Source organism: Methylophilus sp. (assembly GCF_052437885.1).
Classification (GTDB): Bacteria; Pseudomonadota; Gammaproteobacteria; order Burkholderiales; family Methylophilaceae; genus Methylophilus.
The window spans coordinates 59282-82410 of the sequence record NZ_JBQVPB010000013.1; the positions used below are offsets into that span (position 1 = coordinate 59282).

Genomic DNA, 23129 nt, shown 5'->3' on the forward strand with positions numbered 1-23129 from the left:
TTATCGGCTTTCTGAGGGTGGGGCAGCGGCCAGCAGTTTGGCGACCCGCGACTGCAAGCGGTCCGCATCCTCGCGCAAGCGGTCCACAGACTGGTTAAAGTGCTCTATGCTGGTTTTCTTGGCGATCAGCGGCTGTTCTTCCTGCCAGTATTCCACCAGCATCTCGCCCACATTCCTGGCATTCGCCTGTAGCCGTTTGAATTTCTCCTGGCCAAGTTCTACCACCTGATAGGCAGCGACATCACCGACGACTTTGCTTAAGTCACCCTCTACGTCCCAGCGCACGGCAGAAAGTATCTTGCCTACTTCTATGCCCAGCGCCACGTCGCCGTCGATCTTGATCAGGCTGGCAGCCAGCGGGTCTTTGCGCAGCAAACGCATGACCAGGCTGGGCGGCAAATGAATGCTGGCATCGGCAGTGGCAGAGTCGGCGGCAACCGCCAGCTCGCCATTGGGCAGTATGGTCAGGTTGATCTGTGCGACCTTGAAGTCAAAGCCCAGGGTCTGGTTGGCGTAAGGTTGTAACAGTGGCGCCGTCCAGTCGTTTTGCTGCATTAGGTGCTGCAGCACAAATTGAATCAATGGTTTAAACATAGAATTAGAGTTTGATGCCTTTGTGCAAGGCAACCACGCCAGCGGTCAGGTTGTAATAATCCACTTTGGCAAACCCTGCGTCATGCATCATTTGCTTGAGGGTTTCCTGGTCCGGGTGCATGCGTATGCTCTCCGCCAGGTAACGATAGCTGGGTTCGTCATTGGCTATCCATTTGCCCAGCTTGGGCAGTAGCTTGAAAGAGTAGGTATCGTAGAGTTTTTCCAGCGGCTGCCAGACTTTGGAAAACTCCAGCACCAGCAGGCGACCGCCCGGTTTCAGCACGCGCTGCATCTCGCGCAGGGCATTGTCTTTATGCGTCATATTGCGCAAGCCGAAGGCGACGATGACGCAATGAAAGCTTTCATCGGCAAACGGCAGGGTTTCGGCATTGCATTGCGCGGCAGGCACCGTCAACCCGGCATCTATCATGCGGTCGCGGCCTACGCCCAGCATAGAGGCATTGATGTCTGTGAGTATCACCTGGCCGGGGTTGTGCGCAGCCTGGGTGACGACTTTTTTCGCAAACAGGCTGGACAAGTCACCACTGCCGCCGGCGATATCCAGCACCTTGTCGCCCTGGCCCACGCCGCTGACATCGACCGCGAAACGCTTCCACAAACGGTGCATGCCGGCTGACATCACGTCATTCATGATGTTGTATTTTTGCGCGACCGAATGAAACACCTCGCCGACTTTCTTTTGCTTGTCGTGTTCGGCGACTGTCTCAAAGCCGAAATGGGTGGTTTTTTGCTGTTCAGGCGTGTCTTGCATGTTTAGGTTTCCTTGCGCGGTTGCCCGGCGATGGTCAGTTTGGTGATGTAGTCCTGCCACAGGCTTTCATAGTGCTGGGCCAGGTAGTACAAATAATCCCATGAATACAGGCCGGTATCATGACCGTCATCAAAGATCAGTTTGATCGCGTATCTGCCCACCGGTTCGATGCCGCTGATGTTGACAAGTTCTTTGCCTATCTGCAGGGTTTCTTGCCCGGCACCATGCCCGCGCACTTCGGCAGAAGGCGAATAAACCCGCAAAAACTCGCATGAAAGCATGCATTCGGTATGGTTATCGAAATGAATTTCCAGCAAGCGCGAGCCCTGATGCAGCTGGATCAGGGTAGGGATAGGGGAATCTGGTTGAAGACCACTCATAAGATTGAAGAAAGTCGTGTTTCAGGCCGTTATATGACTAATGCGCATGATAGCAGATGACAACCACCTACGCATAAATGCGTATAAGTCTAATCTTATGGTTGATAATTCATTTTATTTATGAATTAATGGCTATACCTACATGATTTATTTGAACTTTTATAAAATCGTGATAGATTAGCAAAAAACAGGCGATCCTAAGTAGGTTACCGAATAACTATTAAGCAGGTCCTATGGAAAATAACAGACTGGCACAACAATTTGATCTGTATACGCGCTGGCGTGACACGATTGCTGATGTATTGGGGGAGTATCGGCGCTGGTTGGCTGATAAGCAACTCAGCGATGTGCAACTTGAAGAGCGTATACAGCAGCAACTCAACCGCTTGCGGGAGGATAAACTGACGGTCGCATTTGTTGCGGAGTTTTCCCGTGGTAAGTCCGAACTGATCAACGCCATCTTTTTTTCAGATTATGGCCATCGTTTGTTACCTTCTGGTGCCGGGCGCACCACCATGTGTCCCACCGAGTTGCGCTATGACCTGGGCAAGCCGGTCAGCCTTTCTCTGTTGCCTATAGAAAGCAACGCCAACCAGATATCCATCAGTGAATACCGCCGCATGCCGCAGGCCTGGTCTGTGATCGAGTTTGACGCCCATTCACGCGAGAGCATGGTCGAAGCCTTTAAAGAAGTCAGCCGTACCCGGCGCGTCACGCGCGAAGAAGCGCAGACACTGGGCTTGTACCACCCGGATCATCCTGACGATCTGATGCTGATAGGGCAGGATGGCTTGATGGAGATCCCTTGCTGGCGCTATGCTGTGATCAATTTCCCGCATGCCTTGCTTAAACAGGGCCTGGTGATACTTGATACCCCGGGATTGAACGCCATAGGCGCGGAGCCGGAATTGACCATGAGCATGCTGCCAAATGCGCATGCGGTGCTCTTTATACTGGGTGCCGATACCGGCGTCACCAAATCCGAAATGGAAGTCTGGCGTCGTTATATCAGTGGTGCGCGCTGGAAACAAAAAGGCCGCATGGCGGTACTGAACAAGATAGACGGTCTGTGGGACCCTCTGAAAACGGATGATGAAGTGCAGACCGAGCTCTACCGGCAGTTGCAGACCACTGCCGAGTTGCTGGGGCTGGCACGTGAGCAGATATTGCCGACTTCGGCGCAGAAAGGCCTGCTGGCTAAAGTCACCGGTGATCACCAGTTGCTGGCGAAAAGCCGCTTGCTGCAACTGGAAAAAAATCTTTCTGAAGAGCTGATCCCTGCCAAACAGGAGATCGTGCGCGAAAGCATACATAGTGAGATCGAAGACATGGTCGCACAGACCCGCAGCGTGCTGGAAACCCGCCTGCAAAGCGTCATCGATCAAACAGAAGAGCTGCGTTGCCTGCAGGGCAAGAATGAAGACGTGATCGCGCAAATGATGCGCAAGGTCAAACAGGATAAAGTTAATTTTGAAGTCGGCTTGCAACGCTACCAGGCCTTGCGTAGCGTGTTTTCAGTGCAATCCAACCAGCTGTTCCATCATTTGGGCATGCCTGCACTCAAGAACAAAGTGCGCGAAACGCGTGACAATATGATGAAAGCGTCGTTTACCAAAACCATGCGCCAGGCGATGGATGATTTTTTCAGTGACCTCAAGCGCCGCATGATGGAAGCCGACGTACATGTGCATGAGATCAAGAAGATGATGGAAGCCATGTATGAGAAATTCTCCAAAGAGCACGGCCTGCTGCAAAAGACACCGCCACCGTTTTCTACCTCACGCTATCTCAAGGCGCTGAACAAACTGGAAACCATATACCGCGACCAGTTCAACACCACATTCAACATGATTGCGCACGAGAAATTCACCCTGACCAGCAAGTTCTTTGAAACGCTGGCCAGCCATGTGATCCTCGAGTATGAGGCTGCCAACCGTGATGCCGAAAGCTGGCTGAAAGCGGTGATCGCGCCCATGGAAAGCCAGATGCGCGAGCACCATGTGCAACTGAAACGCCGTGTGGAGAGTATCAAGCGCATCTACCAGGCGACTGACACCCTGGAAGAACGCATCGCCGATCTCGAGCAGGTGGAGCTATCCATACGCCAGCAACTGGCAGAGCTGGACCAGCTCAATGGCAAAGCGCTGCAAGCCTTGCAGCATGAGGAGCTTATCGTACAGGCGGCCTAGAAGAAGGTTGAAGTCAAACGATGCAGAAATGGAAACGGGTGCCTGAGCACCCGTTTTTGTTAATTGCCTTGCCGCACTAATTGCTTTGCAGCATAAAACTCTTGATCTTTTGCATCGCCTTTTGTTCGATCTGGCGTATACGCTCGGCAGAAACATTGAACTCCGCAGCCAGCTCGTGCAAGGTTGATACATCACCCTCAGTCAACCAGCGCGCCTGCAAGACACGGCGGCTACGCTCGTCCAGCTGTTGCAAGGCATTGCTCAGACCTTCAGTCTGCATATGCTCGGTTTGCAGTGTTTCCAGCAAAGTAGAAGGCTCAGGACCTTCATCTTCCAGATAAGCGATCGGGCTATACACATCCTCGCCGTCATCATCCACCTGCGCATCCAATGGGATCTCCTGACCGTTCAGGCGATACTCCATCTCGACCACTTCTTCAGGCTTCACATTCAATTCAGTCGCGATGCGATGCACATCATCCGGGCTTAAAGTTTCAAAGCCTTGCTTCATGCTGCGCAAATTAAAGAACAACTTGCGTTGCGCCTTAGTCGTCGCTGTTTTCACCAGGCGCCAGTTGCGCACGATGTATTCATGGATCTCGGCTTTGATCCAGTGCATGGCAAACGAAACCAGACGCACGCCGCGCTCGGGGTCAAAACGTTTCACCGCTTTCATCAAACCAATATTACCTTCCTGAATCAGGTCGGCTTGCGGCAGGCCATAACCACTATAGCCACGCGCAATACTAGCCACCAGGCGCAAGTGCGACACAATCAACGCACGAGCCGATTCCAGGTCACCAGTCTTATTCAAGCTTGTGGCATAGCTGTATTCTTCTTCAGGCGTCAAAATTGGAAACTGCTTAATGGTTTGCAGGTATTTATCCAGGCTATCAGCGGATGAAACAACAGGTATAGTCAAAGCGGTAATGGTAAAGCTCCTTGTGAAAGAAGAGGTTTAAACTTATTTTAGCACTCATGCAGTGAGAGTGCTAGCCTGAAAAAAAGTTCAAGCGTTTATATTAAAGATCAGCTCTTAATCTTGAGGACATTTGCCAGTAGAAATTCCATCCTTTATACCCTTCCTAAATATTTTAATTATCAAATCCATATCTTTGATAAAAATATTTTCTTAACTTATCCATTTATTTGTTAAACATTATTAAGGAAATCTGGATAACTTGTTTTAAGAGGCATTAGTTTGCATGTTGTAGTGCAGACCAGATTGCGCGTAAACAATATTCTGGAAGGTTAGACTATGGTAGCGATTGTCACAGGTAGGCTTGTCGGAATATGCTGACATGCGGATAGGCGTTTATCCTAAGGCCTGCGCACGAAATGTGAGGGTATATATACATGATGCTGGCCTTAGTTAATTGTACTCATGATAGCGGCCAGCCCATGCAGCAGTCATCTTGCGTGGCACTATCCAGCAAGTACCCTTAGCAGGTTTAATGTGATGTAGTTACCCAGTTGCAACTATTGTCAATCTTTACATATATTGATAAAGTTAAAGCGTTGTTAGCTTTAAAATTCAGCCTAAGCTGAAATAATTTATAAAAAACTAAATAAGGGGATTTTAATGAAAACTCATCTAAGGGTATTAACTGCGGCACTTGTAATATTTATCAGTGGATGTGCGACAGCTCCACAAACGCCTGTCGCGTTTTCAAACGGTGCAATTACTGACAACCAACGTATTGGTATAGCAATGACCGCGTTACCAAAAATAGATACCCAGTTTCCTGGTGCTGACTGCTTGTTATGTTTAGCTGCTGCTTCAATTGCTAACTCCTCGCTCACTAAACATACGCAAACCTTAACATACGACACCTTGCCAACAGTCAAAGAGCAGCTTGCAGCTTTGCTGAAGAAAAAGGTGCTGACGTTTTTGTGATTAATGAAGCCTTGAATGTAAAAGATTTAAAGAGTTCGGGAGCTAAAGGTGACAAAGTTGCTACCAAGGATTTCTCCTCTTTTAAACAAAAATACAATATTCATAAGTTAGTGGTGATTGAAATCAACAGCTTGGGTTTTGTCAGGACGTATGCGGCATACATTCCCACTAGCGATCCAAAAGGCACTTTGCAAGGCGTGGGCTATATGGTTAATTTAGCCGACAACACTTACGATTGGTATCTGCCGGTTACAGTCACCAAGAGTGCTGAATCAAACTGGGACGAGCCGACCGCGTTTCCTGGACTTACTAATGCCTACTTTCAGGCAATGGAAATCGGTAAGGATTCGTTTCTAAGTCCATTTGCAGAAAATATGATTACGTCCAAAACTGCACCTGCTGTTACCAAATAACCAGGCAAATTTAAGAATCGGTTTTTAAAGGGTGGTGATTAATGAAACGAATTTTATTATTGCTAAGCATTTTTATAAATTTGCCTATTTTCAGTACCAGCGTAATGGCTGAACCAGCCATTAAGCCAGCCACTTTATCATTGCCGTTTAAAAGCAATAGTCAATGGATGCTTGAATTACCTAGTGATGGACCAGTGGTTTACCATGGCGTTTACAGCCTGGACGAAGCCGGTACTGGCCAAGGTAGCATGCTTTACCCGGCACCCAGCGCGGCAGGACTTGTCGCCGCGGTCATAGCGCATGCTTTTATTATTAACTCTGTTAAAAACGAACAGAAAAATAAGCTTCAACTGAATGCGGATCAAGTGCTATCGAGCTATCAAGAGGCACTCAATAACTTTAAATATGGAGAGTTAATCCAAAGGACGGTAGACAGGCTTTCTATCACTTCTGCGGCAGAGCATGTAAAAGCACAAGGCTATGCTGACCGCAAGATGATCATCGAAAGTGCACCAACCTTCATGCTTACGCAAGATCAGAAAACCATTATTATCAATGACAATATAGTCATACGCATACCAGGCCAAACGCCGGAAGTTGCTCATAAAAGTATGATCAAAGTTATTTCTACTGCTGAAAGTAGCGCCGACTCCTCATCATTCTGGACAGGTAATCAGGGCGAAAATATCAAAGGGATATCTTCACTACTTCATGCCCAGTCTATCGATATTGCATTACAAACCTTTGCGGCTGGTAAATCGACAGAAAGCAAGCCTTTCCAGACTGTGCATTACAGAGAAGGATTATCTGACAAGGTAGAGCGTGCTCAAGTCATTCATAAGGATTGTGACCGCATGCTGATTAAGAACTTACGCGGTGTGTTTATCTCTGCGCCAGTAGTGAAGTCTCTTGAAAATGCTTGCGAACCCGTCACTGAAATTTAAAACACCAACACCTTAACTTGCAGTGGATTATGTCACTGCAAGTTAAGCGATTGCCCTGCTACTTCATATTCCGTATCGCCATCCACCCAAGGTCATGCATACACACCACAAATGCGCGTTTAAAAGTCTGCGTTTTGTAGTCGGGTAAATAATCTGGCCCCAGTTTTTTCTCGCATGAGACTTGGTCCTGTTTCAGCTTGTCCGGGAAAGCACCCATTTTCCACCATGAATTGATCGCGTATTCCACGTCCGGGCCGTCATTCACGGTTGAGTGGGGGACGGGTTTGTCTGTTTTATCTTCTGTGGTTGTGTTGCTGGTTGCCACCTGGGCTTCGGGTGCTGCCACCTCTTTGGGCTGAGCTGTGGTCGTTGCATTCGTCTGTGGCGGTTTTACAACAGCTGGGGCAGCCGCTTTTTCTTTCTTATCCTGGGTGATGTCAATAAACGGGCTGGGTTTGCTGATGACTTCTTCATGGTTGTCACGCGTTTCTATGGTCGCAAACAGCGGGTCCATAGCGTCAACTTTTGGTTTTTGCCAGCCTTGTTCTGCCAGGCAGGCGGCAAGCTGATCACCGCTGCCGCGGCAGGCCTGGTGCGCTCTGTCTATGTCTTGTTGTGAGCCGCCGCGCTTATATGAAACCTCGCCACAGCCCGGTAATAAAGCCACCAATATGAAGTAAGTTAAAAGATGCATCGCTTGCGGAATGCAGTAAGTTAAAAGACGCATTGCTAGCCCCGTTATCAATTTGTTATGCGCAGTCTAGCGGTGTTTGGTATTTATCATCCTACGCAAATTGACGTATTTGTCCTACACCTCCCTGTCGTTAATCTGGGCACAAGTTTTGATCGACTGTGATTGTTTGAAGTTAACGAGAAAGGGAGTTTTAGATGATGAATATTAAAAAATGTGCCTTGCATACCGCGGTAGCAATGGCTTGTGGCCTGGGTGCGCAATTGGCAAATGCAGGCGCCACCATCAGTTTTGGCGAAGACAAGTATATCAGTGCCGGCTTCGGTTTTATCACCAGTTACAACTCTGTTGAAGATGCAGCCAATAACGGGCGTGACCGCTCCAACGATTTTGCGCTAGACAGTGCGCGTTTGTATTTGTCAGGTTCGTTCAACAAATACATCAAAGGTATGTTAAATACTGAGAAATCAGGTGGTGGTTCTGCAGGAAGTAACTTTGAAGTGATCGATGCCAACGTGCAGTTCCAGGTGACGCCTGAAGTGTCTATCTGGGCTGGTCGTTTCCTCTCTCCTAGTGACCGTGCAAACATGGCAGGCCCTTACTACTCTATGGGTGGTGGCTACTGGGCAAACATCGCTTCCCGCTACGGCTGGAACGGTGGCGTGATCGGCCGTGATGACGGTGTGGCTGTAGTGACCAGCTTTATGGAAGACCACGTGGCTGTTTCTTTCGGCGCATTTGAAGGCGACAACATTTTCCGCTTCAGTGGTCCAGCTGGCGCACGCTTAGGTGGTCAAGAAAATGCCGCAGTAAAAGATAAATTGATGTATGCCGGTCGAGTGCAAGTTGACTTCTGGGATGCTGAACCAGGTTACTACGGTACTGGTAATTATTTTGGTGCCAAGGACATTCTGGCTATCGGTATTGCCGGGCGTATGAAAAAAGATGGCGCAATCAGTACATTGGCGGGTGTTGTGGGTGATTACACTTCCTACAGTGTCGATTTCTTGCTTGAGAAAAAAGACGTAGGCCCAGGCACTTTTTCTGCTGAAGCGGCTTACTACTACTACGACACTGATGATGTCTTCTTAGCTGAGCAAGGTAAGGCTTATTCAGCTGGTCTGGGTTACCTGTTCAACGATCCAATCGGTTGGGGCAAGATCATGCCTATCGTCCGCTACCAGAAATTTGATGCGGATGGTTTGACCAGCGGCGGCAGTGTCAATACTCGCACCGGTGCAGATACCAAGCGTTTCGAGATTGGTGCTAACTACGTTATCGCGCCTTATAACTCAGTGATTACCGCGACTGTAGGCAAAACTGATACGCCGACAACTTCTAGCGACAATTTCTTCAAAGTCGCCTTACAGATGCAATTTTAATCAACAGCTTATAACCATTTCTCACAAAGGAGATGAGCGTAATGAAAACGATAGTAAAACTGGATTTGGATAAAAAACCCTGGGAGCAGGACGGTCAGATCCATAACCGTTGGCACCCGGACCTGCCTATGATTGCCATGGTCAAGCCTGGTGACGAGTTCCGTGTCGAGTGCATGGACTGGACCGGCGGCCAGATCGGTAATAACGACAGCGCCAACGATATCCGTGACGTGGACCTGACCCAGGTGCATTACCTGAGCGGCCCTATCGGTGTCGAAGGGGCTGAACCGGGCGACCTGATGGTGGTGGAGATTCTGGATGTAGGCACGTTTGACGACCAGCAATGGGGTTTTAACGGCCTGTTTGCCAAAGAGAATGGCGGCGGTTTTCTGACTGACCATTTCCCTAAAGCCAGCAAGTCGATCTGGGATTTCCACGGTGTGTATACCACTTCGCGCCATGTGCCTAAAGTACGTTATGCCGGCATCATGCACCCGGGTTTGATCGGTTGCCTGCCATCACGCGAGTTACTGGAAACCTGGAATGAGCGTGAAGCTGCGCTGATCGCCACCGACCCAGACCGCGTGCCGGCACTGGCACTGCCACCTGAGCCTAAATCGGCTGTGATGGGACGTTTATCAGGCGACGCTGCTACAAAAGCGGCAGCCGAAGGTGCGCGTACCGTACCACCACGTGACCACGGTGGTAACTGCGACATCAAAAACCTGACCAAAGGCTCGAAAATATTCTTCCCGGTTTATGTGAAGGATGGCGGTCTTTCCATGGGTGACCTGCACTTCTCCCAGGGCGACGGTGAGATCACTTTCTGCGGCGCGATTGAAATGGCCGGTTACCTCGATATCAAGGTCAGCCTGATCAAAGACGGCGTGAAAAAGTACGCGATTAAAAACCCGATCTTCCAGCCTAGCCCAATCACACCGACTTACCGTGATTATGTGATCTTTGAAGGTATCTCGGTAGATGAAGCAGGCAAGCAGCATTACCTGGATGTACACGTCGCTTACCGCCAGGCTTGTTTGAACGCAATCGAGTACCTGAAGAAATTCGGCTACAGCGGCGAACAGGCGGTGGCTATCCTGGGCACGGCACCTGTTGAAGGGCATATCAGCGGCATTGTCGATATCCCTAACGCGTGTGCGACCTTGTGGATCCCGACCGAGATCTTTGAGTTTGATATCCGGCCGAATGCTGACGGACCCAAGATCGAAGTCCCGCCTGGCATTAGCGTGGCGCCAAGTACTTAAAGGCTGGGCAGTCGAAGTGATGTTTAAACAGTTTGCATAAGGAAAAGCGCGATGCCTCTTTACGAATATGAGTGTGACAGTTGTGGTGTGTTTACCGCGCTGCGCAAAATGAGTGAATCCAGTTTGCCAGCCGATTGCGAGTGCTGTGGGTCTGAAAGCCCGCGCATCCTGTCGGTGCCCAAACTGGCCATCATGGGCAAGCAGCAACGGTCCGCACATGAACGTAACGAGAAATCCGCCCACGAGCCACGCAGTGGCCGTCGCTCAAGTTGTGGTTGCACAGGCTCACATACCTGCAAAACCACCACCAAGGTGAACCCTGATGACGGCAAACCGGCGATGCAGATGCAAACCAAAAAAACAGCCAGACCCTGGATGATAGGGCATTAGCCTGATCACCCAAGTAAAGGTGATAGGGCACTAAACCCGAATATCCATGGCTGGCCGGACACAGTCCCCATTGGTAAAGAAATGCAGTAGTTTTGATGATCTATTTTTGTAGTTAATTGTTTTTAAAGGAGAATGTAATGAGTACCTTGAACAGAAGGGGTTTTATCAAAGGCGCAATGTTAGGTGCCATGATGGCAGCGGGTCTCGTTACCGGGCACGCATTTGCTGCGGATTTCCCAACGGCAAAAGTGAACACCACCGGCCTGGCAGTGACTGATACCACCGTGAAAGTCGGTATCCTGCACTCCGCTACCGGCACCATGGCGATCAGTGAGACAGGGTCTATCCAGGCTGAAAAACTGGCGATCGAGCAGATCAACGCCATGGGCGGTATTTTGGGTCGCAAGATCGAGATCGTGCAGGAAGACGGTGCCTCAGACTGGCCGACTTTTGCTGAAAAAGCGAAGAAATTGCTGGAAAAAGACAAAGTGGCTTCTGTGATGGGCTGCTGGACCTCTGCTTCACGTAAAGCCGTGTTGCCAGTGTTTGAAAAAGACAATGGCTTGCTGTTCTACCCGACTTTCTATGAAGGTCTTGAGCAATCCAAAAACGTGTTCTACACCGGGCAGGAAGCTACACAGCAGATCCTGGCAGGCGTGGACTGGATCGCCAAAGAGAAAAAAGCGAAAACTTTTTATCTGATCGGCTCTGACTACATCTGGCCACGTACTTCGATGAAGATTGCACGTAAACATATCGAGCAACATCTGGGCGGTAAAGTGGTGGGTGAAGAGTACATCGCTTTGGGTGATACCCAGTTCGGTTCTGTGATCAACAAGATCAAACTGAAAAAACCTGACGTGATCTACGCAGCGGTGGTGGGCGGCAGTAACGTGGCCTGGTTCAAACAATTGAACGCAGCTGGCCTGAACTCCAGCAAGCAGACCATGCTGACCATCTCGGTGACTGAAGATGAAGTATTAGGCATCGGTGGCGAAAACCTGGCTGGTTTCTACTCCGCCATGAAGTACTTCCAGTCGCAAGACAATGCTTCAAACAAGAAATTTGTTGAAGCATTCAAAAAACGCTGGGGTAAAGATGCTGTGATCGGCGACGTGACACAGGCTGCTTACCTGGGCCCATGGTTGTACAAGGCTGCGGTTGAGCGTGCAGGTAGCTTTGATGTAGACAAGGTACAAGCAGCATTGCCTGGCTACGAGTTCAAAGATGCACCTGAAGGCCCGGTGACTGTAGAAGCCAACCATCACCTGACCACCAAGTTGCGTATTGGTCAATGGGGTAAAGATGGCCAGGCCAAAGTGGTTTACACCTCTGATTACATCAAACCTGATCCGTTTCCAAAAGGCTACCAATAAACTGGTGTTGTCTTAAATAGCTGACACGGTAGCCGGTAACCCCGGCTACCGTTTGGCGCAAGTAACAAAAACTCAATACAGAAACATTATAGAAATTGCATTTAACAGGAGACCGCTATGTTTGGTTATTCGATGGCAGAAATAGGCAATATTGTGGTGATGCAGGGCTTTTCGGGCCTGAGCATGTTTACAGTGTTGCTGCTGATGGCACTAGGTCTCGCGATTATTTTCGGGCAGATGGGTGTGATCAATATGGCACATGGCGAGTTCATGACCATAGGTGCTTACACCACAGTCATGCTTTCCAAAGTGGCTGCCACTTACGGCTTCACTAATTATTACTTTGTGTTTGCCATAGCGATCGCCTTTGTACTGGCGTTCGCCGTCGGTTATTTCATTGAATTCATTATGATACGGCACCTCTACAAGCGGCCGCTGGATACCCTGCTGGCAACCTGGGGTTTGAGCCTGGTCATGCAACAGATCTTCCGTTCCTCATTCGGTGCCAAAGAAGTGAGTGCCGAGTTGCCTGAGTGGATGCTGGGTTCTGTGAATCCAACACCAGATATCGATATTCCTATCAACGGTCTGTTCGTCATGGTGCTGGCAGCGCTGGTCACTTTCGGTGTGTATATGTTTATGTATAAGTCACGCTGGGGCCTGCGTGTGCGTGCCACCGTGCAAAACCGCACCATGGCTGGCGCAGTGGGTATCAACACCGCCAAGGTTGACCGGGTGACATTCGCCCTCGGTTGCGGCATTGCCGGGATCGCCGGTGCCGCGTTCACCACCATTGCTTCTACCGGCCCGACCACAGGTACGCTGTACATCGTAGACAGCTTTATGGTGGTGGTGTTCGGGGGTGCAGCCAGCATCGTTGGTACCATCGCTTCGGCTTTCGGTATCGCCCAGGCGCAATCAATACTGCAATTCTTTATGACCAGCTCTATGGGTAAGGTATCTACCTTGCTCGTGATCGTCAGCATCCTGATGATGAAACCAGAGGGCTTGTTTGCCTCCAAACTGCGTAAGTAAATTTGGTTAATCGATGAGAATCCTAACCGGTTTCCATCAGGAATGCGCTGTACTTGGTTTTCTTAAAGCTTATGACATGCAAGCTTTGAAATAGTGTGTGTTGCCTTTCAGTTATTCACTCTCGTCATTCCGGCGCAGGCCGGAATCCAGGCGAGGTGCTACGTGGATACTGACCTGGATTCTGGCCTGCGCCAGAATGACGGGCGGGCAGAGCAGTTATTTTGATAGAGCTATTTGTTGCTACAGGCAATCATCCAGCATTTCCATAAGTAAATGAACGTATTAATTGTTTCGGACTGAAACCCTAGAATCAACGCATCAACAGAGGAGAATCTTGATGACATTATGGGAAAAAATGAAAGCCAGCCCGGTACTGGGTGGCAAGGAAGGTGTGATCAGCCTGGCTGTGCTGGCTGCTGTCATCTTCGTCGTATTGCCACTGGGGGTAGATATCTTCCGCCTCAATCTGATCGGTAAATACCTGACTTACGCGTTTGTGGCTGTCGGCCTGGTCATGCTGTGGGGGCATGGCGGTATCCTGAGCCTGGGCCAGGGTATCTTCTTCGGCCTCGGCGGTTATGCCATGGCCATGTTCCTGAAACTGGAAGCCTCAGATCCGCTGAGTACCAAGATCCAGTCTACCCCTGGTATCCCCGACTTTATGGACTGGAACCAGCTGACCGCATTGCCATGGTTCTGGGAGCCGTTCAAGAGCTTGCCGTTCACCATCTTTGCCGTGCTGACCATTCCCGCCTTGTTCGCCTACATCATCGGTTACGCCATGTTTAAACGGCGGGTGGGTGGCGTGTACTTCTCCATCATCACGCAAGCGGTCGCGTTGATCCTGAGTATCCTGATCATCGGCCAGCAAGGTTATACCGGCGGTGTGAACGGCATGACAGATTTGCGTACTCTGCTGGGCTGGGATATCCGTACCGACTCAGCCAAATATATCCTCTACTTTGTCAATGGCCTGTTGCTGTTCGGGGCGATCTTCCTCTCCAAATACATCATGAGCAGCAAGTTCGGCATGCTGCTGCTGGCGATGCGCGACAAAGAAGAACGCGTGCGCTTCTCTGGCTATGACGTCTCCAATTTCAAGATCTTTATCTTCTGCCTGGCAGCCATGATGTCTGCAGTCGGCGGTGCCATGTTCACCCTGCAGGTCGGTTTCATGTCACCTTCTTTTGTCGGTATCGTGCCATCGATCGAAATGGTGATCTTCTGTGCCGTCGGTGGCCGTGCGTCGCTGGTGGGTGCGGTCTACGGCACCTTGCTGGTCAACTACGGTAAAACCGTGTTCTCCGAGACTTACCCTGAAATGTGGTTGTTCCTGATGGGCGGGCTGTTTATTGCGGTGGTGATGTTCTTCCCTAGTGGTTTGGCTGGTATCTGGGATAAATACGCGACTAAATATGGCTGGTTCAAAGACAAGGCAGCGTCTGCAAAAAAGCCTGAGGTAAGTACTTCTAAGGTAGAAGCGCAAGCAGTACTTACCGAAACACTGGCTGAAACAACCCTGGCCACCGACTCTACCGGCGTGGCCACCAATAAAGCAACACGCAAGAAAGCAGACACGACTTCTGCGATCGAGAGTAATAAATTGAGAGGAGCAGAAGCATGAGTAATACCGACTTCGTCTTGGCAGTAGAAGATTTGACCGTCTCCTTCGATGGCTTTAAAGCAGTGGATAACCTGACCATGTATATCGATAAGAACGAATTACGCGTACTGGTAGGCCCTAATGGTGCTGGCAAGACCACGGTGCTGGACCTGATATGCGGCAAGACCAAATCCACGGCCGGGTCTATCAAGTTCAACAATACCGAGTTGACCAAACTGTCAGAGCACGAGATCGTGCGTTCTGGCGTAGGCCGTAAATTCCAGAATCCGTCCATCTATGAAAACCTGAGCGTATACCAGAACCTGGAAGTGTCGTACCCGAAAGGCCGTGGCGTGTTTGGCAGCCTGACCTTCAAACGCACGCAGGAAGTAGAAGACCGCGTGCGCCGGGTGGCGGCAGACATCATGCTGACCGAGTTTCTGGATATGGAATCTGCCCTGCTCAGCCATGGCCAGAAACAATGGCTGGAGATAGGCATGCTGCTGATGCAAGAGCCTGAGCTGTTGATGCTGGATGAGCCGGTGGCTGGCATGAGCGCCAAGGAACGCGACCAGACTGCCGAACTGCTCAACCGCATCTGCCAGAACCGCTCAGTGATCGTGATCGAGCACGATATGGAATTCGTGAAAAAGATCGCGCACAAAGTCACGGTGTTACATCAGGGCAAGATTCTGGCCGAAGGGCCTATGGAAAAAGTGCAAGCTGATGAAAAAGTCATTGAAGTTTATTTAGGTCATTAATAGCATCAGGCCATCAAAGGAGCACAGCATGTTTGAAATTGAGAATTTGCAGGTGAGTTATGGCCAAAGTCAGGTGATACATGGCCTGAATTTTAAAGCCAACAAAAACGAGACCCTGGCCATCATGGGCCGTAACGGCATGGGCAAGACCACTTTGTTCAAATCACTGATGGGCATTTTGCCTAGCAAAGCCAGCAAGGCCACGGTCGACGGCGTCGATCTGCAGGGCGCCGCTACGCATGACAGAGTGATGAAAGGCCTGGCTTACGTGCCACAAGGCCGCTGGATATTCCCGAATATGACGGTGCAGGAAAACATAGAGACCGGGCTGGAGAAATCGGCCAGCCGCGAGATCCCAGATGATATTTTTGCCTTGTTCCCGGTGCTGCACGAGATGCGCAAGCGCAAGGGCGGCAACCTCTCGGGCGGGCAGCAACAGCAGCTGGCGATCGCGCGTGCGCTGGTGACCAACCCGAAAGTGTTGCTGCTGGATGAGCCGACCGAAGGCATACAACCTTCTATCATCAAGGATATTGCCAAGGTGCTGAACGAGATCCGCAAAATGCGCGAGATCACCATCATCGTGTCTGAACAGGTATTGAGTTTCACCATGGAAGTGGCTGACCGTATCATCGTCATCGATAAAGGCCGCTTTATCCACGAAGACACCCGCGACAATGTCGATGCTGCCAAGGTGAAAAGTTACCTGTCTGTGTAAGTGCTTTTTTAGCCACAGAGGGCACAGAGTTCACAGAGAAAAGCTTGATTCAACACATGTTTAGGTTAGCAATCTCTGTCTTCACTGTGACCTCTGTGGCAAGTATTAAAAAATTATTGATCAGCTGTGGCATGATGCCGTTATGGATGATTTGAAGCATACGACAACATCGACAGTGCAAACGGCAACAGCAAAACATTGGCAAGCCAAGCTGGAACTGGGCTTTGCCAGGCGCGATGACCGTTCTTATCTTGCGCATAGGCTACATAAAGGCCCGCTGGTGGTGCAGAAAAGCCTGCACCCTGAAGGTGAAGATATTTGCCATGCCATTGTTGTACATCCTCCCGGTGGCGTGGCTGGCGGCGATGCCCTGCAATTGAACGTCAATCTAGCTGCCGGTGCGCGTGCTTTGCTCACCACACCAGGTGCTGGCAAGTGGTACAAAGCCAATGGCAGCAAGGCGACGCAAAACTTGCAGTTTCAACTTGCTGCAGGCAGTGGGCTCGAATGGTTTCCGCAAGAAAATATCCTGTTTGACGCGGCTGAGGTTGGGTTTAGCGCCGATATTCATTTGGCAGCAGATGCGACTTTTGCAAGCTGGGATATTGTTTGCCTTGGGCGGCAAGCGCAGCAGGAAGTATGGCAGCGTGGCCTTTATCAGGTAAATCAGCGCATTACCCGCAATGGCCAGCTGATCTGGAACGAACGGGCACTGATGCAAGCAGGTGATCTGGTGAAAACCAGCCGCGTTGGTTTGGCAAATGCCGCGGTGTTTGGCACTTTTCTGGTTTGTGCGGGAGCAGTGCCAGCAGAAGTATTGCAAGCTTGCCGGCAGATTGTGATTGCCGATGCCAAAGTCGGTATCACGGCTTTGCCAGAAGTACTTTGTATACGTTATGTCGGCAATGCTTCTCAGCAAGCCAGGCAGTATTTCGAGCAATGCTGGCAGCTGTTGCGGCCATGGTATTATCAAAAAGACGCGGTCAGGCCGCGTATCTGGAATACCTGATAGCAAAAAATATGATCAGAGAATGAATCTATGGAATTAACCCCAAGAGAAAAAGATAAATTGTTGATTTTCACCGCCTCACTGTTAGCCGAGCGGCGCAAGGCACGCGGTTTGAAACTGAATTACCCGGAAGCGGTGGCCTTTATTTCGGCCGCCATCATGGAAGGCGCGCGCGATGGTAAAACGGTGGCCGAACTGATGAGTTATGGCACCACTTTGCTGGCGCGCGATGAAGTGATGGAAGGTGTGCCGGAGATGATCCCGGATATACAGGTGGAGGCCACATTTCCTGATGGGACGAAGCTAGTCACCGTCCACCACCCCATCCCATAAGGCATGGCACTGCAAGCGCGGATGGCGGTGTTACTCAACCTTGCCGTACTTTGTGTACTGTCTGCGGTTGAGTGCCTTGCCCTCCACGCTTGCAGCACCATGCCTGAGTGAGTATGAAAATGGCGAATTGCGGCGTTGCGCGGTGCTCGAAATCCTCATGTACTGTATGTACATTCCGGTTTCTGTGCTCCGGGCGCCTTGCACTTCATCCATTTTGATCATTAACTGATCTCATGGAATATATAGGCATGGCACTGCAAGCGCGGATGGCGGTGTTGCTCAACATTGCCCTCCGCCCTTGCACCACCATGCCAGAATATGCTGAAAAAACATGACTAAAACCCACATAAAAAACGACTGGAGTAATTGATGATTCCCGGCGAAATGCAGGTCGCAGCAGGCGACATCGAGTTAAACACCGGCCGTGAAACGGTCACGCTGGATGTGGCGAATAAGGGTGACCGGCCGGTCCAGGTCGGGTCGCATTATCACTTTTACGAGACCAATGAAGCGCTGTCATTTGATCGCGAATCGGCGTATGGCTATCGATTGAATATTGCCGCAGGCACCGCTGTGCGTTTTGAGCCGGGGCAGACGCGTACCGTGCAGCTGGTCAACCTGGTGGGTAAGCGCGAGGTCTATGGCTTTGCTGCAAAAGTCATGGGTCCATTAAACAAGGCAGGTTGAAGGAAACACAATGACAGTGAAAATGGATAAACGCGCCTATGCCGAAATGTTTGGCCCAACTGTCGGCGACAAGGTGCGACTGGCTGACACCGAGTTATGGCTGGAAGTCGAGCATGACTACACCATTTATGGTGAAGAAGTGAAGTTTGGCGGTGGCAAGGTCATCCGTGACGGCATGGGCCAGGGTCAGGGTCTGGCGGCTGAAGTGGCCGATACTGTGATCACCAATGCGCTGATCATAGACCACTGGGGCATAGTCAAAGCCGATATCGGCATCAAGGGCGGTTATATTTCTGCCATCGGCAAGGCTGGTAACCCGGATATACAGCCCGGCGTGACGATTGCGATCGGTGCCGGTACCGAGGTGATCGCCGGTGAAGGCATGATCATCACTGCCGGCGGCATAGATACGCATATCCACTTTATCTGCCCGCAACAGATCGAAGAGGCGCTGATGTCTGGCGTCACCACCATGATAGGCGGTGGCACCGGGCCGGCGACCGGCACCTTTGCCACTACCTGTACGCCAGGGCCGTGGCATATACACCGCATGCTGCAGGCGGCGGATGCTTTCCCCATGAATCTGGGTTTTCTGGGCAAGGGCAATGCCAGCCTGCCCGAACCGTTGCGCGAACAGGTGCAGGCAGGTGTGATAGGGCTGAAGCTGCATGAGGACTGGGGCACCACCCCGGCGGCGATCGATAACTGCCTGAGCATCGCCGACGAAATGGATGTGCAGGTGGCCATACACTCCGATACCCTGAATGAATCCGGCTTTGTCGAGACCACCATAGGTGCTTTCAAGGGCCGTACCATACACACGTTTCATACCGAAGGCGCGGGTGGCGGGCATGCGCCGGATATCATCAAGGCAGCGGGTTATCCGAATGTGTTGCCTTCGTCGACCAATCCCACCCGGCCATTTACCGTCAACACCATAGATGAGCATCTGGATATGCTGATGGTCTGCCATCATCTGGACCCGGCCATCGCCGAAGATATCGCGTTTGCCGAAAGCCGTATCCGCCGCGAAACCATTGCTGCTGAAGATATCTTTCATGACCTGGGCGCATTCTCGATGATGTCGTCTGACTCGCAGGCCATGGGCCGTGTCGGCGAGGTGATCATACGCACCTGGCAAACCGCGCATAAAATGAAGATACAGCGTGGCCCGCTGGCAGAAGACAGCCCCGGCAATGATAATTTTCGTATCAAGCGCTATATTGCCAAATACACGATCAACCCGGCCATCACCCATGGTGTCTCGCATGTGGTCGGCTCGGTGGAAGTCGGCAAACTGGCCGACCTGGTGGTCTGGAAACCGGCATTCTTTGGCGTGAAACCATTTACCATCATCAAAGGTGGCATGATCGCTGCTGCCGCCATGGGTGACCCGAACGCGTCTATCCCCACGCCGCAACCCGTGCATTACCGCCCTATGTTTGGTGCCTATGGCGGTGGGCTGAAAACCGCAGTGACCTTTGTTTCGCAAGCCGGGCTGGATAACCCGGAACTGAAAACACTGGGGCTGCAAAAAACACTGGTCGCTGTCAAAGGCACACGCGGTGTGAAAAAAACCGATATGGTGCACAACACCTGGATGCCCAAAATAGACGTAGACCCGGAAACCTATGAGGTGCTGGCCGATGGCATGCCGCTGGTGTGTGAGCCGGCTGAGGTGTTGCCTATGGCGCAGCGGTATTTCTTATTTTAACGTGACTTTTCTCGCTGGTGATCGCCGACTGCGCGGCAACGACGGCAGCCAGCAAATAGAGTAAAAAATGATACATTTAACTGAACGCATCACCGTCAGCGGCCATATCGATGACACCTTGGAACTGCCGTTTGATCTAAGGCAGAAGAGCCGTTTGCGCGTGACGCTGGCCTCTGGCAAAGAAGCGGCGCTGTTTTTAACCCGCGGTATCATTCTGCGCGGTGGTGATCTGCTTAAGACTGGCGATGGGCTGGTGGTGCAGGTGCTGGCAGCACAACAGCCTGTTTATAACGTGATCGCGCCTACCCCGCGTGACCTGATGTGTGCAGCTTACCATTTGGGTAACCGTCACGTGCCTTTGCAGATCGGTGATGGCTGGTTACGCCTGGAACAGGATCATGTGTTGCGGGATATGCTGCTAGGCCTGGGCATGCAGGTCAGCGAAGTGCAGGCGCCATTTGAACCCGAAGCCGGTGCTTATGGTGGCGGCCACCGTCATGGTCACGACCATGACGCGCTGGAGTCCTTGCGGCCACGCGTCACCGGGCAAGGTCGCTAGCATGGCCGATGCGCTTACCCTGAGCCGTTTGTTGCAACTGGCCAGCCCTTTGCTGCCAGTGGGCGCTTATTGCTACTCGCAGGGGCTGGAGTGGGCGATAGAAAGTGGCGAGGTCAGCGATATTGCGTCCGCACAGGCCTGGATAGGCGACAGCCTGCAGGTTTACCAGGCCCGTTTCGAGCTGCCGCTGTTGTATCGTTTATATCAAGCCTGGCAGGCAGAGGATATGCTGGCCGTGCAGGAATGGGATGCTTTTTACCGCGCCGGACGGGATACTGCCGAAGGCTGGGCCGAGACGCGGCAGATGGGTTACTCTTTGCGCCGCTTGCTGAATGACCTCAAACCTATGTCGCCAGCGCTGGTGGCACAGGTGAATACACTGGAATCGCCGACTTTTCCTACCTTGTATGCCGCGATCGCCCAGCACTGGCAGATACTGCCGGAACAGGCCTTGCATGGCTATGCCTGGGGCTGGCTGGAAAACCAGGCCAGTGCCGCCATGAAAGCGGTACCGCTGGGGCAAGTGGCAGGGCAGACCATATTGTTTGCGTTGGGCGAGCGCTTGCCAGGCATCGTCAGTCAGGCGATGTTATTGCCGGACGATGGCCTGAGTAACTTTAATCCCTTGTTGAGTATCGCCGGATGTCTGCACGAGACACAGTACAGCCGGTTGTTCCGGTCATAGCTGAAAGTGGCATTGCGGCGTCGACCAGAGGTGGTGCAGAGCAGGTTCTGCGCGGATTAAATGCAGTGAATTAAAAGGTGATAGACATGATGAAGATACATACGCAGTTTGAGACACCCACCGCAGCGGTGACAGATTTCAAAGAACCGTTACGTGTGGGCATAGGTGGCCCGGTCGGTTCCGGCAAGACCGCTTTAACGCTGGCGTTGTGCCAGCAATTGCGCGAGCTGTACAACATTGCTGTGGTCACCAATGACATTTACACCAAGGAAGATGCCGAGTTTTTAACGCGCAATGAAGCATTGTCACCTGAGCGCATCATCGGTGTGGAAACCGGCGGTTGCCCGCATACGGCGATACGCGAAGATGCCTCCATGAACCTGGAAGCGGTGGACCAACTGAGCAAGCGTTTCCAGACACTGGATATCGTGTTTGTTGAAAGCGGTGGCGATAACCTGGCGGCGACCTTCAGCCCCGAGTTATCTGATCTGACGATTTATGTGATCGATGTGGCGGCCGGCGAGAAGATCCCGCGCAAAGGCGGCCCTGGCATCACCAAGTCTGACTTGCTGGTGATCAACAAGATAGACCTGGCACCTATGGTGGGCGCTTCGCTGGAAGTGATGGACCAGGATGCCAAACGTATGCGTGGTGAAAAGCCTTTTGTTTTCAGTAACCTGAAGAGTGGGCAGGGGTTAGCGGAGATTGTAGGTTTTATCGAAAAACAAGGCCTCATGCAGTAAAAAATGAGCGCTACGCGTCTGTGGCGGTGTTGTTGGCGGCTTGCCGTACTAATATGTACTGTCTGCGCCGCCACGCCTTGCCACAAACACGCAGCGCTCATTTTTAGCAGTAAAGACAGCGCTATTGAATAAAGCGTGCAACAGAAACTAAGACGAAATTGGGCGTTGTTTAAACTGAGCCAGGCCGAACTTGATACGGAGAAGATTGAATGAAAAAAATGATTTTTTTAACTTTTGCTGCACTTGCAGCTTCAGGTAGCGCTTTTGCACATCCGGGGCATGATCTGAACACCGGCTTTGCCAGCGGCTTTTTGCATCCGCTGACTGGCTGGGATCATTTGCTGGTGATGCTGTCACTGGGGGTATGGGCAGCGCGGCGTCCGCAGCAGCAGGGCTGGCAGTTGCCGCTGCTGTTTGTCAGCGTGATGGCAGTATTTGCCGCATTGGCCATGGTCTGGTTGCCCATGTCGCTGGCCGAGGTGTTGGTCGCTGCCAGTGTGCTGGTGATGGGTGGTTTGCTGCTGGCGAAAGTGGCTTTATCCAGATGGGCGCAATTCAGCCTGGTGGGGGTGGTGGCGGCTGCGCATGGTTATGTACATGGAGTAGAGCTAGGGCAAAGCTGGCCGGCGTTGACCGGCATGGTGCTGGCAACGGCTACGCTGCATGGCCTGGGCTGGCTGCTGGGTCGCCAGCAGCAGCCGTGGCTGAAAGCCGGCACGCAATTGCTGGGCGGCATGATGGTAGGCCTGGGCACATACTGGCTGCTTGCCTGATAGTGCATCGCTTAAAAATGCAGTGCAGAAAGCGGATCTTGCAGGTCCGCTTTTTTGATGTAAAGGCCTGTGATGTTGCTTGCCTTTAGCCGCTACGTCAATTAACGTAATGATTGATTCACCTGCAGACCTTAAGATAGCGTGGGGAAAGTTTTGGTCTTTCATTTTTTCGTCTGGGGTACATCGCCGCAGGCTGTTTGTTAAAGCCTGTCATCA

The 23129-nt window shown here is 51.4% G+C and carries 25 protein-coding genes; 20 read left to right on the forward strand and 5 right to left on the reverse strand.

The window, feature by feature from the left end:
* Genes ACT6RZ_RS12800 through ACT6RZ_RS12810 form a run of 3 tightly spaced genes read right to left on the reverse strand, consistent with a single transcriptional unit; the run spans position 1 to position 1746 of the window.
* A complete protein-coding gene (locus ACT6RZ_RS12800) occupies positions 1-555 on the reverse strand; it encodes a ubiquinone biosynthesis accessory factor UbiJ (RefSeq protein WP_444702487.1) in 555 nt (184 codons plus the stop codon).
* 43 nt (positions 556-598) lie between these two features.
* Entirely contained in the window at positions 599-1366 is a 768-nt protein-coding gene (gene ubiE / locus ACT6RZ_RS12805; protein WP_444702488.1) for a bifunctional demethylmenaquinone methyltransferase/2-methoxy-6-polyprenyl-1,4-benzoquinol methylase UbiE, read from the reverse strand.
* A 2-nt stretch (positions 1367-1368) separates the two neighbouring features.
* Positions 1369-1746 carry a gamma-butyrobetaine hydroxylase-like domain-containing protein gene (locus tag ACT6RZ_RS12810; protein ID WP_444702489.1) on the reverse strand — a complete coding sequence of 126 codons (378 nt, stop codon included), beginning with the start codon at positions 1744-1746 and terminating at the stop codon, positions 1369-1371.
* 233 nt (positions 1747-1979) lie between these two features.
* On the opposite strand from ACT6RZ_RS12810, the gene ACT6RZ_RS12815 reads away from it, so the two are divergent.
* Positions 1980-3935, forward strand: coding sequence for a dynamin family protein (locus ACT6RZ_RS12815; RefSeq protein WP_444702490.1), 1956 nt, complete (start codon positions 1980-1982; stop codon positions 3933-3935).
* 76 nt (positions 3936-4011) lie between these two features.
* Here the strand turns inward: ACT6RZ_RS12815 and rpoH are convergent, their stop codons facing one another.
* The gene (rpoH, locus tag ACT6RZ_RS12820) at positions 4012-4857 is read right to left on the reverse strand and encodes an RNA polymerase sigma factor RpoH (RefSeq protein WP_444702491.1); all 846 of its coding nucleotides are present in this window, start codon (positions 4855-4857) and stop codon (positions 4012-4014) included.
* A 660-nt stretch (positions 4858-5517) separates the two neighbouring features.
* Here rpoH and ACT6RZ_RS12825 point away from each other — a divergent pair.
* The 3 genes from ACT6RZ_RS12825 to ACT6RZ_RS12835 are packed head-to-tail and all read left to right on the forward strand — an operon-like array spanning position 5518 to position 7189.
* A complete protein-coding gene (locus tag ACT6RZ_RS12825; RefSeq protein ID WP_444702492.1) occupies positions 5518-5832 on the forward strand; it encodes a hypothetical protein in 315 nt (104 codons plus the stop codon).
* Positions 5829-6245 (forward strand): hypothetical protein, encoded by a 417-nt coding sequence (locus ACT6RZ_RS12830; protein WP_444702493.1) that lies wholly within the window; start codon positions 5829-5831, stop codon positions 6243-6245. The genes ACT6RZ_RS12825 and ACT6RZ_RS12830 overlap by 4 nt, the downstream gene beginning before the upstream one ends.
* 41 nt (positions 6246-6286) lie before the next feature.
* Positions 6287-7189, forward strand: a complete 903-nt coding sequence (locus ACT6RZ_RS12835; protein ID WP_444702494.1) for a hypothetical protein — start codon at positions 6287-6289, stop codon at positions 7187-7189.
* A gap of 58 nt (positions 7190-7247) precedes the next feature.
* Here the strand turns inward: ACT6RZ_RS12835 and ACT6RZ_RS12840 are convergent, their stop codons facing one another.
* The gene (locus ACT6RZ_RS12840) at positions 7248-7916 is read right to left on the reverse strand and encodes a hypothetical protein (protein WP_444702495.1); all 669 of its coding nucleotides are present in this window, start codon (positions 7914-7916) and stop codon (positions 7248-7250) included.
* A 161-nt stretch (positions 7917-8077) separates the two neighbouring features.
* On the opposite strand from ACT6RZ_RS12840, the gene ACT6RZ_RS12845 reads away from it, so the two are divergent.
* From ACT6RZ_RS12845 to ACT6RZ_RS12920, 16 genes are all read left to right on the forward strand, one after another.
* Entirely contained in the window at positions 8078-9262 is a 1185-nt protein-coding gene (locus ACT6RZ_RS12845) for a porin (protein WP_444702496.1), read from the forward strand.
* Positions 9263-9303: 41 nt separating this feature from the next.
* The gene (fmdA, locus tag ACT6RZ_RS12850) at positions 9304-10527 is read left to right on the forward strand and encodes a formamidase (RefSeq protein ID WP_444702497.1); all 1224 of its coding nucleotides are present in this window, start codon (positions 9304-9306) and stop codon (positions 10525-10527) included.
* Between the two features lie 51 nt (positions 10528-10578).
* The gene (locus tag ACT6RZ_RS12855; RefSeq protein ID WP_444702498.1) at positions 10579-10917 is read left to right on the forward strand and encodes an FmdB family zinc ribbon protein; all 339 of its coding nucleotides are present in this window, start codon (positions 10579-10581) and stop codon (positions 10915-10917) included.
* A gap of 137 nt (positions 10918-11054) precedes the next feature.
* Positions 11055-12293: an urea ABC transporter substrate-binding protein gene (gene urtA / locus ACT6RZ_RS12860; RefSeq protein ID WP_444702499.1), complete on the forward strand. Its 1239-nt coding sequence runs from the start codon at positions 11055-11057 to the stop codon at positions 12291-12293.
* Positions 12294-12410: 117 nt separating this feature from the next.
* A complete protein-coding gene (urtB, locus tag ACT6RZ_RS12865; RefSeq protein ID WP_442584395.1) occupies positions 12411-13328 on the forward strand; it encodes an urea ABC transporter permease subunit UrtB in 918 nt (305 codons plus the stop codon).
* A 337-nt stretch (positions 13329-13665) separates the two neighbouring features.
* Complete coding sequence (gene urtC, locus ACT6RZ_RS12870; RefSeq protein WP_444702500.1) at positions 13666-14952, forward strand: urea ABC transporter permease subunit UrtC; 1287 nt, start codon at positions 13666-13668, stop codon at positions 14950-14952.
* Positions 14949-15692 (forward strand): urea ABC transporter ATP-binding protein UrtD, encoded by a 744-nt coding sequence (urtD, locus tag ACT6RZ_RS12875; protein ID WP_444702501.1) that lies wholly within the window; start codon positions 14949-14951, stop codon positions 15690-15692. The genes urtC and urtD overlap by 4 nt, the downstream gene beginning before the upstream one ends.
* 28 nt (positions 15693-15720) lie before the next feature.
* Entirely contained in the window at positions 15721-16410 is a 690-nt protein-coding gene (gene urtE, locus ACT6RZ_RS12880; protein ID WP_379056615.1) for an urea ABC transporter ATP-binding subunit UrtE, read from the forward strand.
* A gap of 142 nt (positions 16411-16552) precedes the next feature.
* A complete protein-coding gene (locus tag ACT6RZ_RS12885; RefSeq protein ID WP_444702502.1) occupies positions 16553-17419 on the forward strand; it encodes an urease accessory protein UreD in 867 nt (288 codons plus the stop codon).
* A gap of 30 nt (positions 17420-17449) precedes the next feature.
* Positions 17450-17752 (forward strand): urease subunit gamma, encoded by a 303-nt coding sequence (gene ureA, locus ACT6RZ_RS12890; RefSeq protein WP_379056612.1) that lies wholly within the window; start codon positions 17450-17452, stop codon positions 17750-17752.
* A gap of 369 nt (positions 17753-18121) precedes the next feature.
* Positions 18122-18439 (forward strand): urease subunit beta, encoded by a 318-nt coding sequence (locus tag ACT6RZ_RS12895; protein ID WP_444702503.1) that lies wholly within the window; start codon positions 18122-18124, stop codon positions 18437-18439.
* 10 nt (positions 18440-18449) lie between these two features.
* The gene (gene ureC, locus ACT6RZ_RS12900) at positions 18450-20153 is read left to right on the forward strand and encodes an urease subunit alpha (protein WP_444702504.1); all 1704 of its coding nucleotides are present in this window, start codon (positions 18450-18452) and stop codon (positions 20151-20153) included.
* A gap of 67 nt (positions 20154-20220) precedes the next feature.
* A complete protein-coding gene (gene ureE, locus ACT6RZ_RS12905; RefSeq protein WP_444702505.1) occupies positions 20221-20712 on the forward strand; it encodes an urease accessory protein UreE in 492 nt (163 codons plus the stop codon).
* 1 nt (position 20713) lies between these two features.
* Positions 20714-21397, forward strand: coding sequence for an urease accessory protein UreF (locus ACT6RZ_RS12910; protein WP_444702506.1), 684 nt, complete (start codon positions 20714-20716; stop codon positions 21395-21397).
* An 89-nt stretch (positions 21398-21486) separates the two neighbouring features.
* A complete protein-coding gene (ureG, locus tag ACT6RZ_RS12915; protein WP_444702517.1) occupies positions 21487-22140 on the forward strand; it encodes an urease accessory protein UreG in 654 nt (217 codons plus the stop codon).
* Positions 22141-22349: 209 nt separating this feature from the next.
* Complete coding sequence (locus ACT6RZ_RS12920; protein WP_444702507.1) at positions 22350-22913, forward strand: HupE/UreJ family protein; 564 nt, start codon at positions 22350-22352, stop codon at positions 22911-22913.
* The last annotated feature ends 216 nt before the right edge of the window (positions 22914-23129 follow it).

What these genes read in the sequence shown, in the direction of transcription:
- ACT6RZ_RS12800 (WP_444702487.1), bottom strand. Translation starts at nt 555, where the DNA reads ATGCAGCAAAACGACTGGACGGCGCCACTGTTACAACCTTACGCCAAC.
- ubiE (WP_444702488.1), bottom strand. Translation starts at nt 1,366, where the DNA reads ATGCAAGACACGCCTGAACAGCAAAAAACCACCCATTTCGGCTTTGAG.
- ACT6RZ_RS12810 (WP_444702489.1), bottom strand. Translation starts at nt 1,746, where the DNA reads ATGAGTGGTCTTCAACCAGATTCCCCTATCCCTACCCTGATCCAGCTG.
- ACT6RZ_RS12815 (WP_444702490.1), top strand. Translation starts at nt 1,980, where the DNA reads ATGGAAAATAACAGACTGGCACAACAATTTGATCTGTATACGCGCTGG.
- ACT6RZ_RS12825 (WP_444702492.1), top strand. Translation starts at nt 5,518, where the DNA reads ATGAAAACTCATCTAAGGGTATTAACTGCGGCACTTGTAATATTTATC.
- ACT6RZ_RS12835 (WP_444702494.1), top strand. Translation starts at nt 6,287, where the DNA reads ATGAAACGAATTTTATTATTGCTAAGCATTTTTATAAATTTGCCTATT.
- ACT6RZ_RS12840 (WP_444702495.1), bottom strand. Translation starts at nt 7,916, where the DNA reads ATGCGTCTTTTAACTTACTGCATTCCGCAAGCGATGCATCTTTTAACT.
- ACT6RZ_RS12845 (WP_444702496.1), top strand. Translation starts at nt 8,078, where the DNA reads ATGATGAATATTAAAAAATGTGCCTTGCATACCGCGGTAGCAATGGCT.
- fmdA (WP_444702497.1), top strand. Translation starts at nt 9,304, where the DNA reads ATGAAAACGATAGTAAAACTGGATTTGGATAAAAAACCCTGGGAGCAG.
- ACT6RZ_RS12855 (WP_444702498.1), top strand. Translation starts at nt 10,579, where the DNA reads ATGCCTCTTTACGAATATGAGTGTGACAGTTGTGGTGTGTTTACCGCG.
- urtA (WP_444702499.1), top strand. Translation starts at nt 11,055, where the DNA reads ATGAGTACCTTGAACAGAAGGGGTTTTATCAAAGGCGCAATGTTAGGT.
- urtB (WP_442584395.1), top strand. Translation starts at nt 12,411, where the DNA reads ATGTTTGGTTATTCGATGGCAGAAATAGGCAATATTGTGGTGATGCAG.
- urtC (WP_444702500.1), top strand. Translation starts at nt 13,666, where the DNA reads ATGACATTATGGGAAAAAATGAAAGCCAGCCCGGTACTGGGTGGCAAG.
- urtD (WP_444702501.1), top strand. Translation starts at nt 14,949, where the DNA reads ATGAGTAATACCGACTTCGTCTTGGCAGTAGAAGATTTGACCGTCTCC.
- urtE (WP_379056615.1), top strand. Translation starts at nt 15,721, where the DNA reads ATGTTTGAAATTGAGAATTTGCAGGTGAGTTATGGCCAAAGTCAGGTG.
- ACT6RZ_RS12885 (WP_444702502.1), top strand. Translation starts at nt 16,553, where the DNA reads ATGGATGATTTGAAGCATACGACAACATCGACAGTGCAAACGGCAACA.
- ureA (WP_379056612.1), top strand. Translation starts at nt 17,450, where the DNA reads ATGGAATTAACCCCAAGAGAAAAAGATAAATTGTTGATTTTCACCGCC.
- ACT6RZ_RS12895 (WP_444702503.1), top strand. Translation starts at nt 18,122, where the DNA reads ATGATTCCCGGCGAAATGCAGGTCGCAGCAGGCGACATCGAGTTAAAC.
- ureC (WP_444702504.1), top strand. Translation starts at nt 18,450, where the DNA reads ATGACAGTGAAAATGGATAAACGCGCCTATGCCGAAATGTTTGGCCCA.
- ureE (WP_444702505.1), top strand. Translation starts at nt 20,221, where the DNA reads ATGATACATTTAACTGAACGCATCACCGTCAGCGGCCATATCGATGAC.
- ACT6RZ_RS12910 (WP_444702506.1), top strand. Translation starts at nt 20,714, where the DNA reads ATGGCCGATGCGCTTACCCTGAGCCGTTTGTTGCAACTGGCCAGCCCT.
- ureG (WP_444702517.1), top strand. Translation starts at nt 21,487, where the DNA reads ATGAAGATACATACGCAGTTTGAGACACCCACCGCAGCGGTGACAGAT.
- ACT6RZ_RS12920 (WP_444702507.1), top strand. Translation starts at nt 22,350, where the DNA reads ATGAAAAAAATGATTTTTTTAACTTTTGCTGCACTTGCAGCTTCAGGT.